This window comes from Halobacillus sp. A1-3 (assembly GCF_050971765.1).
GTDB lineage: Bacteria > Bacillota > Bacilli > Bacillales > Halobacillaceae > Halobacillus > Halobacillus mangrovi_B.
The window spans coordinates 42,089-58,258 of sequence record NZ_JBPCEO010000007.1 but is presented as its reverse complement, the minus strand read 5'-3'; the positions used below and the strand labels follow the sequence as shown (position 1 = coordinate 58,258).

Here is a 16,170-nt window from a genome sequence, read left to right as displayed (position 1 = left end):
TCTTGGGTTCTCCTTTCATCCCTTATCTACTCTTCTATCTTTTATTTTTTCATCGTAATGGCGACTCCATCCCCCACTGGAACAATCGTCGTGTGATAATCAGGGTGGTTTACAAGCCATTCATTGAACTTGCGAATTTTACCAGCTATTTTTGCCATTCGTGGACTCGCTTGTTCATCATCTGCCACGTACCCTTTAAACAATACATTATCTGAAATGATCACTCCATGTTCAGTAAGCATAGGGGAATACAAATGAAAGAATTCTTCATATTTACCTTTAGCTGCATCTATAAACAACAAATCATAAGGTCCTTTTTCTGCAGCTTCTTTCTCTAATTCCAAAGCATCTCCATGAAGGATCTGTATTCTATTTTCAACCCCAAGCTGCTTTACGTTTGATACCGCTTCTGAGTATCTAGTAGGGTCTCTTTCTATCGTAACAATTGTACTGTTTTCTGATGCTTCTAACATGCGTATGGCAGAATAGCCGATAGCTGTTCCGATTTCAAGAATATGGGAAGGCTGATGCAAGCGAATGAGCTGCATCAAAAACTCTATGCCTGTTGGTTCCATAATGGGTACACCATTGTTCTTTGCATAGGCTTCTATTCTTTGTATTTGTTCGGATGGCTTGGAGCGCAATGAGTTTAAGTAATCTTCCTGTTTCATTACGTTTCATCCCTTCACACAAATTTTACACGTTGTTTACAACCATAATATTTTAACATAAAAAAAAGAAGGAATGCGACCTTTCCCACCATTCCTTCTTTAAAAATTAATCACCACTGATATATTTCTGTTTTTTCTTGTTGTGTTCCTCTAGTGTTTTAGAATAATAAATTTCTCCGTCACTGGCAAGGAAGTACAGGTATTCGTTATCATCCGGGTTGGCTACTGCTTCCATTGAGTTTTTATTGAAATTAGAGATCGGTCCAACAGGTAAACCTTTAATGTAATAGGTATTATATGGACTCTCAATCTCTAAATCCTCGTACAAAACTCGCTCTTTATGCTCGCCATGAGCATACAAGACGGTTGGGTCTGTCTGTAAAGGCATTTCTTCGTCTAGTCGATTATAAAAGACCTCAGCAATCATTTTACGGCTTTTCGCTGTACGGGCTTCATTTTCAACCAGGGAAGCCATTGTGATACCTTGATGAATCGTCAAGTCCTGTTTCTCTAGTTCATCTTTATATGGAAGTACTACATTTTTTGTTTTAGAGAGCATTTCCTCAATGGTCTGGTCAATGGTTGGGTTATCAACATAAAACGGGTAAGTAGCTGCAAAGAGATAGCCTTCAAGTGGATATCTAATATCCTCTTTCAAGATTTCCTTACTCAATAGCTGAGGATGATCTTCAATCAATTGCTCTACATACTCTTTGTCGTTGACTTTATCCATAAATTCTTTCTTAGTAAAATCTGTCTTCTCAGCAAAAATACCTGCAATTTGCTCTAGTGTTTTTCCTTCTGGTACAGAAACTTTAAATGCAGGCTCTTTGACAAGCTTACCAGTCTTCAATGTTTCAATAATTTCATCGAAGCTCATAGAAGAAGTGAACTGGTAATTACCTGCCTGAAAACCAGACTCGTTATTAAACTTTGTGTAGAATCTGAAAATCAAATCATTCTTGATTATGTCATTCTCTTCAAGAATACCTGCAATTTGTGAGGTAGATGAACCAAGAGGGATTTTGACATTTTTGGCACTGTCATCATCTGGATCGACAGGTTCAAGAGCTGATTTTACATAAAAATACCCGGAAAGTCCTCCAACCACGATCACTAGTACTAATACGGTTAGGATGATAGCGACAATTTTACGTACTGTGCTTGCTTCTTCTGTACGCTTTTCCAGTCGCTTTTTATATTTATCTTTAAAATTTGAGTCGGACAAGGGACTTCCTCCTTTCATCCGGTACATTATACTACAAAAAGCGAAGATCTTTCTACATTTTCAACTAAATTTCTACATAGGCATACTTCTTCCTCCCATTAACAAAGCCTGCAGCAAAGCTGCAGGCTTACTTTCAACAGGTATTAAGCAAGATCTTCATCTGTGAGGGTATTTAACATTTCTTCAACCATTTCCCATTCTTCATCAGACTCGATCTGGAATAAGGAAAGATCGTCCTCTTCATTTCCTTTTTCTTCGTAACGAAAAGCGAAAACCTCTACTTCATCGCCTTCTTTTTGTTCTGCAGGGATAACTGCGATATAAGAGTGGCCTGTTTGATCAACATCAAACGTAAACAGAACCTCAAATAAATGTTCTTCCCCGTTTTCATCAGGAATAATGATGCGTTCTTCTTTTTCTAATGCCATGGATAGACTTCCTCCTTTATTGTTTAGCGTCTAAATAGCTTTGTAAAATCATAACGGCTGCCATCTTATCGATGACTTTTTTGCGCTTCTTACGACTCATGTCTGCATCAAGAAGTACTCGCTCCGCCGCCATTGTAGTTAAACGCTCATCCCACAGATGAGCAGTGATTTGGAATTCTTTTTCGATCCATTCGGCGAAATGTTGGCTGGCCTCTCCACGAGGACCAACGGTACCATTCATATTCTTTGGAAAACCGACGACCGCTTCTGTCACCTCATGTTCTTGAATGACTTTTCTTAAGGGTTCTTTAGCCGTGTTAAAATCCCGCTCATCCCATCTCAGGGTCGTCAGTCCTTGTGCGGTCCAGCCAAGTGCATCGGATATCGCGATGCCGATCGTTTTTTCGCCTACATCCAATCCTATCTTCTTCATTCAACGCCCTCTTTATTCTTTTCTAAATAAAATTTGACTAACTCCTCAATCAACTCATCCCGTTCAATTTTACGAATCAGGTTTCTCGCATCCTGATGACGCGGGATGTAAGCTGGATCTCCGGATAGAAGATATCCAACAATCTGATTAATTGGATTGTAGCCCTTTTCTTGAAGCGCGTTGTGTACAGACAATAGTACAGAACGAACATCTTGATCAAAAGGTTCTTCAGAGAAATTGAATTTCATCGTCTTGTCCATGCTCATTACAGTCACCTCGCTCAAATTTGTCTTTACTCCATTATATACCTATTATCTACTCAGGAAAAACTAGGAGTCTTGACTAGCATATTCTTTTGCGTATTGAAGAGCTTCAGGTATCTTAGAAGCGTCTTTACCTCCAGCCTGTGCCATATCCGGACGGCCTCCGCCGCCACCTCCGCATCGTGTGGCAGCTTCTTTGATTAAATGACCCGCATGATACCCTTCTTCTACTAAGTCTTTCGATACTCCTGCAATCAATTGAACTTTATTTCCATTAGGTGCAGCTAAAAGAATAATGCCAGAATCAATTTTCTGCTTAAGATCGTCGATCATCGTACGCAGAGCATTCATATCCTTGACGTCTACCTGTTTAGCAAGAACCTTCACTCCATTTACTTCTTCTACTTCGTCCATAATGTTTGCTGCTTCCATATTGGACAATTTTGCACTCAATGACTCGTTTTCCTTTTGCAGGTCTTTCATTTCATTATGAAGTACTTCAATGCGCTCAGGGACCTGTTCTGGCTTCGTTTTAAGAAGTTTCCCTGCTTGTTTAAGCAAGGTCTCCTTACTATTCATATAGAGATAGGCGTCTTTTGCCGTAACAGCTTCTATCCTTCTTGTTCCTGCCCCGATACCAGATTCAGATACAATTTTGAAAAGACCGATCTCAGCTGTATTAACGACGTGACATCCTCCACAAAGTTCAAGACTGTAATCCCCTACTTGAACAACGCGGACCGTATCTCCGTATTTTTCACCGAATAAGGCCATAGCTCCTTTTTCTTTTGCTTCTTCGATAGAGCTGTACTCAATAGATACAGGGATAGACTGCCAAACCATTTCATTGACGACTTCTTCAATTCTTTCCATCTCTTCGTTTGAAACAGAACTAAAGTGAGAGAAATCAAACCGAAGACGATCCGATGCCACAAGCGAACCTGCCTGGTTAACATGGTCGCCTAATACATCCTTCAATGCTTGATGAAGCAAGTGGGTAGCGGTATGGTTTTTTACGATAAAGGAACGGGATTTTTGATCAACACCAGCTTCAAATGTATCTCCTTTTTTAACTGTTCCTTCTTTAACGTAGGCTTCATGCATATGCTGTCCATTCGGAGCCTTTTGAACATTTGTGACTTCTATAGAAGCTTGATCATTCTTTAGAATACCCTTATCGGCCATTTGACCTCCGCTTTCTGCATAGAATGGCGTCTGATCAAGAAATACATAGATGGTGTCGCCTGCTTGCGCTTGATCACTGAAGTCTTTTCCTTTGATCAATTCCACAATTTTGGATTGAGACTTTAGCTGATCATAACCGATAAATTCACTGTCTACATTGACATCCCCAAGCACGCCTTCTTGGATTTGCATAGAATCTGTTTTTTGACGAGCATTTCTAGCGCGCTCCCGCTGCTTTTCCATTTCAAACTTGAAGCCATCTTCGTCTATAGTAAATCCAGCTTCCCCTACGTATTCTTCTGTAAGCTCCTTTGGAAATCCATACGTATCATAAAGACGGAAAACTTCTGTTCCAGGAAAAATGTTGCTTCCCTTCTCTGTTTCTTCTTTCATGATTTTTGATAAGATGGCAAGTCCTTCGTTCAAGGTTTCATGAAAACGTTCTTCTTCTGTCTTAATGACATTTTGGATAAAAGCTTCTTTTTCTTTCACTTCCGGGTAAAAATCAACCATGATCCTTGAAACTTCAGGTACTAATTTATACATAAATGGCTCATCTATACTAATTTGCTTAGCAAAACGGACCGCGCGGCGCAACAGCCTGCGCAGAACATAGCCTCTGCCTTCATTTGATGGCAGAGCTCCATCGCTTACAGCGAAAGTAACAGTTCTCATATGGTCGGCAATGACTTTGAACGAAGAATCAAGGTCTTCCTTTTCTCCATATTTCACGTTAGCGATTTTTTCTGTTGCTTCAATAATTGGTTTAAACAAGTCTGTTTCAAAGTTTGTATCTGTGCCTTGAATCACACATACTATTCGTTCAAGCCCCATGCCTGTATCAATGTTTTTCTTTGGCAGAGGAGTATAGGTATCATCCGGGTTGTGATTGAATTGCGAGAACACAAGGTTCCAAATTTCTAAGTAACGATCATTTTCTCCGCCTGGATATAACTCTGGATCTTGCGGGTCATTTCCGTATTTTTCACCACGGTCATAGAAGATCTCCGTATTCGGTCCACTCGGTCCTTCGCCGATATCCCAGAAGTTTTCTTCTATCCGAATAATTCGCTCTTCATCAAGTCCTACTTTATCTCTCCAGATCGCGAAAGCTTCGTCGTCTTCCGGATGGACAGTAACGGCAAGTTTATCGGGATCGAATCCAATCCATTTATCACTCGTTAGAAATTCCCACGCCCAAACGATAGCTTCTTCTTTAAAATAATCTCCGATAGAGAAATTTCCAAGCATCTCAAAGAATGTATGGTGTCTCGCCGTAAAACCTACGTTCTCAATGTCATTTGTTCGAATAGATTTTTGAGCGTTGACAATCCTAGGGTTTTCAGGAATGACACGTCCATCGAAATATTTTTTAAGTGTGGCAACACCACTATTGATCCACAAAAGTGTCGGGTCCTCATGAGGGACTAATGAAGCACTGGGTTCAACTTCATGTCCTTTTGCTTTGAAAAAGTCTAAGTACATTTGTCGTACATCAGCTGATGTTAATAATTTCATCGATTTCTACCTCCTTAATGGTGTAAAAAAGTTTCACACTGATCTCTATACAAACGAAAAGCTCCCGTTCCTGCCCATATTGGCAGGGACGGGAGCTAAAATCCGCGGTACCACCCTGATTATAGACTGCATGCGTCTATCACCTTGGACGCTGTAACGTAGCGTGACTACGGCGGGGATTAACCGCACTCCAGAATAGCTTTCAGCAACCTGTTCCATCGCATTCTTTTCAGCCGGGAGAATGCTTCTCTTGTTATGGAGTATTACTTACTCATTTCCTTCTTAGTGTTCGATCGTTCATATAGTCTTGATATGCGCTATTATAGATAACTGGCGATTATCTGTCAACGTTCAGCCTTCCAGCTTGAATTTCAGAGAATATAACCTTTACGCAAGTGAGAACAGGAACGGCAAGAATCAGACCAGGCACTCCCGCTAATTCGCCACCTGCCAAAAGAGCAAGGATAATAAATAAAGGGTGGATATGGATGCTCTTTCCCATGATGTAAGGCGATAAAAGATTCCCTTCAATCAACTGGATAACAATCACAACAAGTAAACTGAATACAAGGGTTTGAATGGATATAGTAATTGCAACAATTACAGCTGGGACGGCGCCTAATAATGGACCGAAGTATGGAATGATATTCGTTACACCGGCAATAACACCAAGAACTAGCGGATAAGGGAGACCCACAAGCCAAAATCCTACCGTTGCCAATACGCCGATAAATAAACTAATGAACAGTTGCCCTCTTATATAGCCTCCCAATGAGTGATTCAATTCTTTTGTTAACCGTTTAGCTTCTTCCTGCCAAGTTGCAGGAAGAAGACTTAAAAGCCACTGACCAATGGTTTTATAATCTTTCAAGAAATAGAAAGTCATCACCGGAATAACAGCGATTAAGACGATCATATTAAAAACCCCACTGATCCCAGTTATGATTGTCATTACTTTTTCAGTCAACCATTCTTCGAATTGAGAAAAAGTTCCATCAAGTTTTTCATGAATTCCATCAGGAAAGCGTTCAGTCTGAGCATAGAATTCCTTCGTCCACTTTTGATACGTCTCTGATATCTGAGGAAGCTGCTCTGTAAGTAATTTCAACTGCTCTAACAGGTGAGGAAATCCTCTATAGACCGCCATGCTCACAAAAGTGAAAAACACGATAAAGATTAGAAGGATAGCCAAAGAACGGGGCAACCCTGCTTTTTCCAGCCACCGGACTAAAGGGTGCAGCAGTAATGAGAGCACTAAAGCTATAATAAATGGCAATACCACTCTCCCAATCATGACTAGAATATGGTCATAATAAGGGAAAAGGTAAGCTAACAGCAATAGAGAGAGAAGAATAAAGAAAAAGATTGTAAGCCTTCGAATCCACTTGGCTGTCTTCTCATTCATATTCCTCTAAGATCCTTGTTGATAGAATATGTCGTTTAAGGAACTTAGGCTTCCATCTTCTTCAATTTGATTGATGTTCATTTTTCCATCCTCTATTGAAAGCTCTATAAAGCAATTCCAACAATAATACTGTTCTGTACCGATTTTTCCCAGGTTCTTATTTTGACAATTTGGGCACCTCATAGATTTGGTTCTCCTTTTTTTACCAATCATTATGTCCACGAGGTGAAAAATCATACATTACCCTAACTGCTGACGGATCCACTCTACCCCTTGATCTACCATGAGTTCAGATGGTGACGTGTGCGGAGTATGCTCGAAGATGAAGTATTTGTCTGCTCCATTTTTTAACAAACTTAAACAAGGCTCCATTGTAAAAGAACCCGGATCATTCTCAAAATCAGGATGAATCGGTACCCAGTAATATTTTTCTCCAACATAAGCTACATGATGCAAATGCACAACCTTTGTATGGGGACGAAGCGGGCGAATGTATTCTTCCCATTTTTCTTTCGTTGCCATATGATAATCTCCTAAATCAATACATATGTACAGCCCGTACTTAACAATTAAGTCCAACCCATGATCATGAAGGGCCTGTATGTTATGGGGCGACCGTTCAGGACCTAACTTCGGTTCACATACAATGGGAATCCCGTAGCGATTTTGCAAGTCACTTAAAAATTGAAATCCTTCTTCTATTGTACTCTCGATTGAAGAGACAGGAGGAGATTTGAAGTACGGAAAGTGAATCAAAACATATTCCGCCCCAAGCTCAGCTAGCTCTTTTACTTCCCTCTCAAAATTTGACCTAGCTTCAACTGGTGACATGACGACTTCGTCAATTAAGTCGTATTTACTATTTCCACGAATCAATGGAGAGTGAACGCCAAAGCTAACCTTTCGTTCCTTAGCCTTTTCATAAAATTGAAAAAAGGAATCTCGATCAGGAAATTCACCAATCTCGATATGAGGGAGCCCTTTCTTAAACAATTTGTCAAATTGACGTGGATCAGACAAGATCGTACTGCCTGACATTCCTAAAGCATGACTCATCATAAACACCCGCCTTTCTATTACATAAAGTCATAAGGAGAAAGTTCTTCCTCTTCTTCTACGATCTCAGGCTCGTGTGTTGTTGTCTCTTCCTGTAGTTTTTCCTTAAGCCTCGTATAGCGCAAGTTCGTGTCAGTCGTTTGGATACCTTCAATAAAAGCGTTACGGTCACCACAAATGATTAGGGACTGCTTCGATCTTGTAATGGCAGTATATAATAAATTCTTCCTTAACATCCGCCTGTAACTTCTTACAACAGGCAAGATGACTATAGAAAATTCACTTCCTTGTGATTTATGAATGGAAGTACAATACGCATGCATAATGTTGCTTAAATCCTTTTTTGGATAGACAACTTCTTTCCCTTCGTATTCTACAACCACCTGTTCGACCCCATCTACATTCTCTTCTTCACGAAAAATCGCGACAATTTCTCCTATGTCTCCGTTGTAGACGCCATCTTCTGGCTGATTGACAAGCTGTATGACTTTGTCTCCTTTTCTGAAGGTGGTTTCTTTAAACGTGATATCCCGCTTTTGTTTATGTTTTGGATTTACCATCTTCTGAATTTCCCCATTCAATTTGTGGATGCCTACATCTGTACGATACATGGGGGCGAGAACTTGAAGTTCTTTTAACTCTATTCCTTTATCAACAGCTTTCTTTACAATATTAGTGACGAGCTCTGTAAGCTGGTGCTCTTGGGCAGGAATGAAGTTAAAGTCATGTTCTTTCACGAGCGATTTAATCGTACACGTATCATTTTTTATTTCATGGGCTAGTTGAATAATCTTTGAGCCTTCTTTTTGCCTGTACACCTCGGTCAATTTAATAGAAGGCAATTGATTAGAAGCCAGTAAATCAGCCAGAACCTGACCAGGTCCGACGGAAGGGAGCTGATCTTCATCACCCACAAGCAAAACTTGCATATCTGATGGTACAGCGCGGAATAACTGGTTAGCCAGCCATATGTCAACCATAGAAAATTCATCAACAATTAGAACTTTTCCTTCTAACGGATTATTCTGGTTTCGTTCAAACTGGTCATGCCCGTCCCAGCCCAGCAATCGATGAATCGTGCTTGCAGGCAGGCCTGTTGAATCAGTCATACGTTTAGCGGCCCGTCCAGTGGGAGCGACGAGGATGAATGGAAATGGCTCATCTGATTTATAATCTCCTGGGTCGATGGATACCTCATTAAGAAGTGCATAAGACTGAATGATACCTTTAATAACGGTTGTTTTTCCCGTACCCGGACCACCCGTTAGAATCATTAATTTTGAATGGAGCGCTTTCTCGATCGCCTGAAATTGATCTTCCCCATAACTGATTGATTCCTCTTCTTCAATCTCCCCAATAACTTTCATTAAGTCTGCTTGAGTGTGTTCCGTATCTACTTCTTCCTCTAGCATTCGCTTCATATGCCGACAGAACCCATTTTCTGCAAAGTACAAAGAAGGCAAGTAAATTCTGTCTTCTTCAACATAAACGTAGCGCTCTTCGCCGAGGTGGATGATCTGCTCTGACAATTGTTCAAAAGTGATTTGAGGCTCAAAGCCTTGATTCAGCAGTTGATCCACTTGCTTCAGACATTCCTCAGTTGGTAAATACACATGTCCTGCTGACATACTTTTTTGCAGCATATACAAACATGCGGCCCTTAGGCGAGTCGGATGATCATGATTTAAATTTTGCATTCGAGCAATTTCATCCGCTCGATGGAAGCCAAATCCTTCTACTTTAAAGACAAGCTGATAAGGATCTTCTTCAATGATTGCGAGTGTCTGATCCTTAAACACTTCATAGATTTTTTGAGAGAGTTTCAATCCAAATCCATATTGAGAAAGATGAATCATAATATGTTCAAATCCCTGATGTTCTTTAAGGGTTTCATAAAGCTGATCTGCTTTTTCTTTTGGCAGTCTTGGGACCTCAGTAAGTACTTCTTTATTTTCAAGTATTTGGGAGATCGCTTGTTCACCTAAATGATCTATGATTTTCTCAGCCGTTTTTTTTCCTATTCCATGGAAGAGATCACTCGATAAATACATAATGAGTCCATCTTTTGTTTCCGGCAGCACACGGTTATACATTTCTACTTCATACTGCAACCCAAACTTCTTATGATTTTGGAACTGCCCATAGAAGACATAGGTTTCACCTTCTTCGAGAGGAGAGAAATGGCCTTTTATGACAAGACTCTTTTCTTTAAAATCTTCATTTGTTTCACGCACTTTGATGGATGCGATCGAAAAGTGTTCTGACTCATTATGAAAAATCATCCGGCCGAGTTCTCCTTTAACATACGGACGATCTTCTCCAGATTCAGAAAAAAAGGATTGTTGTATCATGTCCATCTTTCTCCTTCAATCATTACTCATTTAATGCTTGTTCGACTTGACTTTTCGCATGGGCAGCCAGCATATGATCCGGCTGGATTTCCAATGCTTGTTCAAAATGCTTGAGAGCTTCATGAGGTTTTTCTTTATGAAGTGCGACTACTCCAAGATTATAATAGGCGTCACTATGCTTATTTTCCAATTGTAGCACACGTTCCATTACCTGTTGAGCTTGATCAATCTGTCCATTTTGTGCGAGACAGAGCCCATATTGAAACTGGATATCTACGTCTGCTGGAGCAAGTTCCGATGCTCTCAGTAAGTAAGGCAAGGCTAATTTCACATACTCTTGATGAATAAATGTCATTCCTAACATAAAATGAACATCCGCTTCATCCAGCCCGTTTTGAATTGCATGAATAAATTGCTCCTGAGCTTTTGTATATTTTTCCTGTTCATAATAAACATTTCCTAATCCATAATAGGCTGTTGCTGCTTCTTTATCGAGATCGATAGCCCGATTAAAAAAGCGCTCTGCCCTCTCGTAGTCATTCATGTGAGTCAACAGGTTGCCAAAATTGATGTATCCTACAGGCTCTTTAGGATTCTCATCGATTGCTTCTGTAAATAAACGAGCAGCTTGCTCATAATTGTGATTCTGCATTTCTTCGATACCTTTTTTCAATTTGTCCATGATTAAATTTCCCCCTATTTACTAATCGTTTTAATAAAACCTCTTATACCATTCACCAGATAATTCTAGGTGTTTTTCAAATAAAAAAGTCATGTCCTGACCGGGACATGACCTTTATTCTTTACCCAACATAAGTGACCGCGGTATCTTCTTTTAATACTGTATCAATAGTTGCCCCGCCCAGGCAAACTTCATCTTGATAGAATACGACAGCTTGACCTGGCGTGATCGCTCTTTCAGGTTCATGGAACATTACTTTATAACTGCCGTCCTCCTGAGGATATACGGTAACTTTACTGTCATCCTGACGATAACGGAATTTCGCCGTGCATTCAAAAGCTTCCTCAGGAGCATCTCCACTAGTCCAATTGGCTTTTGTAGCAATCAATCCATCTGAATATAAAGCATCGTGATGGAAACCTTGACCAACGTACAGTATGTTATCCTTTACGTTTTTACCAACAACAAACCACGGATCTCCTGCCCCGCCGATTCCGAGTCCTTGTCTTTGACCAAGCGTGTAATACATTAATCCATCATGTTTTCCTTTCACTTCTCCATCCAGAGTTTCCATATTCCCTGGCTGTGCAGGTAAATACTCGCTTAAGAATTCTTTAAAGTTACGTTCTCCGATAAAGCAGATTCCGGTAGAATCTTTCTTTTTAGCCGTTGCTAACCCGTTTTCCTCCGCAATTTTGCGTACTTCCTTCTTATCAATTTGACCAAGCGGGAACATGACCTTCGCCAATACATCTTGAGAAAGTTGGTTAAGGAAATAAGTTTGATCTTTGTTCTGATCCACACCTCGGAGCATTTCATATTTCCCGTTGTTCTCACGTACTTGCGCATAGTGGCCTGTAGCTAAATAATCGGCCCCTAAAGACATGGCATGATCAAGAAATGCTTTGAACTTGATTTCTTTGTTACACATGACATCAGGATTTGGGGTTCTTCCAGCTTTATATTCATCTAGAAAATACGTGAATACTTTATTCCAATACTGTTTTTCAAAATTAACAGCATAATATGGAATGTCGAGCTGGTTGCATACGCGAATCACATCTTCATAATCTTCCGTGGCTGTACATACACCATTTTCATCCGTATCGTCCCAGTTTTTCATAAAGATACCTACAACATCGTATCCTTGCTGTTTGAGCAGAAGAGCTGCAACTGAGGAGTCGACTCCCCCACTCATTCCAACAACGACACGCGTATCTTTCGGGTCTTTCATTGTCTTCACCTTCCTTTGTTAGCTCAATCTTTTGATGATCTGGCTGACTTTCTTAGCTGCTTCAACGACATTCTCTTCGTCGTTGGCTAACCCAAAGCTGAACCGTATCGAATTGACTGTTCGCGAATTCTCTGATCCATACATAGCCGATAACACATGGGAAGGTTCTACGCTTCCCGCCGTACATGCACTTCCGCTAGAGGCTGCGATTCCTGCCAAATCAAAATTCGTCAATAATGCTTCGACATTCATTCCCGGAAAACTTACGTTCACAATTGAAGGAACGCTTCTCTCTTGATCTCCGTTTATATCATAAACTACTTGTTCTTCTGTTAAAGTATCCAAGAACAGCTGTTTAAGTTGTGCATACTTTTCTTTATTTGTCTCTTTGTCCGAGACCATTACGTCAACCGCAATCTGAAAACCTTTTGCAGCAGGAATGTTTTCCGTTCCTGCCCGGCGCTTTCTTTCCTGTTCCCCACCGTATTGCAAAGAATCAATTTTAGTTCCCTCTCTTACATAAAGGAAACCGATTCCTTTTGGTCCATTCACTTTGTGCGCTGATACAGCTAAAAGATCAACGGAGACTTCCTTTACGTTGACTTCGAGTTGTCCATAAGCTTGAACAATATCTGAATGAAGATATGCCTGATGATTTTTTACTACTTCCGCTATTTCTTCAATCGGCTGAATGATTCCAGTTTCATTATTGACCATCATAATAGAAACCAGTATCGTATCGTCCCGTAAAGAAGCTTTGACATCTTCTACACGGACAGCACCAGTTTCGTCTACAGGCAAGTACGTAACATCAAATCCCTCAGATTCTAAATATTCGACTGCATGCAATGTAGCATGATGTTCGATGGATGTGGTAATGATATGCTTACCTTTATGCTGGTTCGCTCGAGTTGTACCTATGATTGCAAGATTATCAGCCTCTGTCCCTCCGCTTGTAAAGACAATTTCTTTTTCGCTTGCGGAGATACTATCAGCGACTGTCCGTCTTGCCTCATCAAGGATTCTTCGTGCCTTTCGACCGTACTGATGGACACTAGAAGGATTACCGAAGACGTCCTGATAAATAGGCACCATCGCTTCAATGACCTTCGGGTGCACCGGTGAAGTAGCCGCATGATCCAAATATATGGCTGCCATATTGACACCTCCGTACATTAAATATAAAACATATAGGCATCCTGGGTTTGGTCATCAACGTGGTCTTTTAAGTCTTCCAAAGTAGTCGTATCTAATACATCTTTGACCGCATCTCGCACTCGTTTCCACAATGCCTGCTTTGCTGGTTCTTCATTTTCTATACCTTCTACTGGAGTAATCGGTCCTTCAAGAATCCGAATAACGTCCCCAGCCGTTATCTCATGAGGTTCTTTTGTCAGCATGTACCCTCCATAAGCGCCTCGGACACTTTTGACAAGACTTGCGTTTCGTAAGGGTGCAATCAGTTGTTCAAGGTAATGCTCAGAAAGATCATTATCCCTCGCGATTTGTTTAAGGGAAATTGGACCATCCCCGTATTTTCTTGCTAATTCAATCATTATAGTTAGACCGTAACGGCCTTTGGTAGATATTTTCATACAATTCACCTTTCGTTATTAAAAACTGTAGACACTTTTTAGCATAAGGAAGAGTATAACCCACAAATGTTCCTAGTAAAAATGCAATAAATACTGTGCCAATGCCGACTGGTCCTCCTAACATGAAGCCAAGCACTGCGACAGTTATTTCAATGCCGTTTCGAACTGTGGAGACTTTCCATCCCGTAGCTTCTGTAATGATCAGCATCAAACCATCTCTTGGTCCGGCTCCAATTCCTGGAGCAACATATACCCCAATTCCTAATGCAATGACCATAGTTCCAAAAGTAAATACTGCGATTTGAATGAGTAACGTGTCAGGTTCTGGCAGCAGCCAATTAAAAAAGTCAATAAATATACCGATCATTACCATGTTCAATAGAGTACCGACTTGAGGTATCCTCTTCTGCACCAAACTGCTAACAAGAACGATGATCAGACCTGCGATGATGGACCAGGTGCCAACGGTTAATCCAAGTTGCAGAAATAGCCCATAGTGAAAAACATCCCAAGGCCCGATACCAAAACTTTTCACTTGCATCGTCATAGAAATACCAAGTCCCAAAATGACTAAGCCTACAAGAAAAAAACTCCATCGGACAAATGTTTCCCGCGGATGAAATCTATCGTTTTTTTCCATTTTTAACTTCCTCTCTCTATTATACCAAACGCTATTATAGCACGAATGGCAAGTCTCTTGCATTTTATAGAGAATCATTCTACGCTAACTTGTATAACCGTACAAAGGAGCTTGATGTATGAGCCAACAGCCGCTCGCATTTCGTATGCGTCCATCCAATATAAATGAAATTATCGGACAAACCCATTTAGTAGGAGAAGGAAAAACCATCCACCGAATGGTTAAAGCCAATCGTTTGGCTTCCATGATCCTCTTTGGTCCCCCAGGCACAGGGAAAACTTCTATGGCGACCGCCCTCGCAAAGAGTCTCCACTTGCCATTTAAAACGTTGAACGCAGTAACTGATAAGAAAAAGGACATGGAGATTGCCGTCGAGGAAGCTAAAATGCACGGGCAGCTGGTACTGATTTTGGACGAAGTACACAGACTGGATAAAGCGAAGCAGGATTTTCTCCTCCCCCATCTAGAGAGTAACAGACTCACACTAATCGGATGTACGACAAGTAATCCGTATCACTCGATCAATCCTGCAATTAGAAGTCGCTGTCACTTATTTGAGCTTTACCGTTTAACGTCTGAAGACATCAAGGAAGCGATTGGGAGAGCGATTCGTAACAAGGAAGACGGCCTTGGGGACCTTACAATAGAAATGACGGAGGATGCCCTTGATCATTTTGCCCATTCTGCCAACGGGGATTTGCGTGCTGCCTTGAATGGTGTTGAGCTTGCTGCCTTTTCCACACCTACCAAAGATGGAACAATTTCAATCAATTTAGAAACAGCGGAAGAATGCATGCAAAAAAAAAGCTTCTCGCATGATAAAGATGGTGATGCCCATTATGACGTTTTATCGGCCTTCCAAAAGTCAATTCGCGGAAGTGATGTTGATGCTTCCCTACACTACCTAGCGAGATTAATCGAGGCTGGAGACCTTGACAGCATTGGACGCAGACTCGTAGTGATCGCCTATGAGGATATCGGACTTGCTAATCCTCAAGCCGGCCCACGGGCAATTGCTGCTGTGGAAGCAGCTGAGCGAATTGGCTTTCCAGAAGCAAGAATTCCTCTTTCCGTTGCTGTAACGGAACTAGCGCTGTCTCCAAAATCGAACAGCGCCTATAAAGCCTTAGACGCTGCTTTAGGTGATATCCGTAGTGGAAATAGCGGAGATGTTCCTGCTCATCTAAAAGACTCTCACTATAAAGGGGCGGCAGATCTAGGACGCGGTTTAGATTATAAATACCCTCACAATTATGAAAATGCATGGGTCAATCAGCAGTATTTGCCAGATAAAATTAAAAAGCGCACCTACTATGAACCTAAATCGACAGGGAAATTTGAACAAGCCTTAAATCAAGTCTTGCAAAAAATAAAAAAACAGAAAACCACTTAAGTATATTTCACACTCCTGTTGGCTACACTACGACTAAATCTGAAAAACTACTTTTCTAGGTGAGAAAAAGTTCAGAGTGTCCCTGGTA

Annotated in this window: 16 protein-coding genes; 1 reads left to right on the top strand and 15 read right to left on the bottom strand. The window is 40.8% G+C overall.

All coding sequences use genetic code 11. The annotated features are described in order from the left end of the window. Positions 1-41: 41 nt before the first annotated feature. The 15 genes from ACRYKC_RS13120 to ACRYKC_RS13050 form a co-directional block, all read right to left on the bottom strand. Complete coding sequence (locus ACRYKC_RS13120; RefSeq protein ID WP_433807187.1) at positions 42-671, bottom strand: O-methyltransferase; 630 nt, start codon at positions 669-671, stop codon at positions 42-44. 106 nt (positions 672-777) lie between these two features. Beyond that, positions 778-1,899, bottom strand: a complete 1,122-nt coding sequence (gene mltG / locus ACRYKC_RS13115) for an endolytic transglycosylase MltG (protein ID WP_433807186.1) — start codon at positions 1,897-1,899, stop codon at positions 778-780. A gap of 143 nt (positions 1,900-2,042) precedes the next feature. Continuing rightward, positions 2,043-2,327 carry a DUF1292 domain-containing protein gene (locus ACRYKC_RS13110; protein WP_085029452.1) on the bottom strand — a complete coding sequence of 95 codons (285 nt, stop codon included), beginning with the start codon at positions 2,325-2,327 and terminating at the stop codon, positions 2,043-2,045. A 16-nt stretch (positions 2,328-2,343) separates the two neighbouring features. After that, entirely contained in the window at positions 2,344-2,760 is a 417-nt protein-coding gene (ruvX, locus tag ACRYKC_RS13105) for a Holliday junction resolvase RuvX (protein WP_433807185.1), read from the bottom strand. Further along, the gene (locus ACRYKC_RS13100) at positions 2,757-3,026 is read right to left on the bottom strand and encodes an IreB family regulatory phosphoprotein (protein ID WP_433807184.1); all 270 of its coding nucleotides are present in this window, start codon (positions 3,024-3,026) and stop codon (positions 2,757-2,759) included. The genes ruvX and ACRYKC_RS13100 overlap by 4 nt, the downstream gene beginning before the upstream one ends. A gap of 63 nt (positions 3,027-3,089) precedes the next feature. Then, positions 3,090-5,726 carry an alanine--tRNA ligase gene (gene alaS, locus ACRYKC_RS13095; protein ID WP_433807183.1) on the bottom strand — a complete coding sequence of 879 codons (2,637 nt, stop codon included), beginning with the start codon at positions 5,724-5,726 and terminating at the stop codon, positions 3,090-3,092. 337 nt (positions 5,727-6,063) lie between these two features. Further along, positions 6,064-7,131, bottom strand: coding sequence for an AI-2E family transporter (locus tag ACRYKC_RS13090; RefSeq protein ID WP_433807182.1), 1,068 nt, complete (start codon positions 7,129-7,131; stop codon positions 6,064-6,066). A 6-nt stretch (positions 7,132-7,137) separates the two neighbouring features. Next, on the bottom strand, positions 7,138-7,314 hold the full coding sequence (locus ACRYKC_RS13085; RefSeq protein WP_198162750.1) for a hypothetical protein: 177 nt from the start codon (positions 7,312-7,314) through the stop codon (positions 7,138-7,140). Between the two features lie 57 nt (positions 7,315-7,371). After that, positions 7,372-8,187 carry a TIM barrel protein gene (locus tag ACRYKC_RS13080; RefSeq protein WP_433807181.1) on the bottom strand — a complete coding sequence of 272 codons (816 nt, stop codon included), beginning with the start codon at positions 8,185-8,187 and terminating at the stop codon, positions 7,372-7,374. A 20-nt stretch (positions 8,188-8,207) separates the two neighbouring features. After that, positions 8,208-10,538, bottom strand: coding sequence for an SF1B family DNA helicase RecD2 (gene recD2 / locus ACRYKC_RS13075; protein ID WP_433807180.1), 2,331 nt, complete (start codon positions 10,536-10,538; stop codon positions 8,208-8,210). A 22-nt stretch (positions 10,539-10,560) separates the two neighbouring features. Beyond that, on the bottom strand, positions 10,561-11,220 hold the full coding sequence (locus ACRYKC_RS13070; protein WP_433807179.1) for a tetratricopeptide repeat protein: 660 nt from the start codon (positions 11,218-11,220) through the stop codon (positions 10,561-10,563). Between the two features lie 121 nt (positions 11,221-11,341). Then, a complete protein-coding gene (gene mnmA, locus ACRYKC_RS13065) occupies positions 11,342-12,454 on the bottom strand; it encodes a tRNA 2-thiouridine(34) synthase MnmA (protein WP_433807178.1) in 1,113 nt (370 codons plus the stop codon). Between the two features lie 18 nt (positions 12,455-12,472). Further along, a complete protein-coding gene (locus ACRYKC_RS13060; RefSeq protein ID WP_433807177.1) occupies positions 12,473-13,612 on the bottom strand; it encodes a cysteine desulfurase family protein in 1,140 nt (379 codons plus the stop codon). A gap of 17 nt (positions 13,613-13,629) precedes the next feature. Further along, entirely contained in the window at positions 13,630-14,049 is a 420-nt protein-coding gene (gene cymR, locus ACRYKC_RS13055; protein WP_433807176.1) for a cysteine metabolism transcriptional regulator CymR, read from the bottom strand. After that, positions 14,003-14,689 (bottom strand): YczE/YyaS/YitT family protein, encoded by a 687-nt coding sequence (locus ACRYKC_RS13050; protein WP_433807175.1) that lies wholly within the window; start codon positions 14,687-14,689, stop codon positions 14,003-14,005. The genes cymR and ACRYKC_RS13050 overlap by 47 nt, the downstream gene beginning before the upstream one ends. 118 nt (positions 14,690-14,807) lie before the next feature. Here ACRYKC_RS13050 and ACRYKC_RS13045 point away from each other — a divergent pair, with 118 nt between their 5' ends. Beyond that, positions 14,808-16,082 carry a replication-associated recombination protein A gene (locus tag ACRYKC_RS13045; RefSeq protein WP_433807174.1) on the top strand — a complete coding sequence of 425 codons (1,275 nt, stop codon included), beginning with the start codon at positions 14,808-14,810 and terminating at the stop codon, positions 16,080-16,082. The last annotated feature ends 88 nt before the right edge of the window (positions 16,083-16,170 follow it).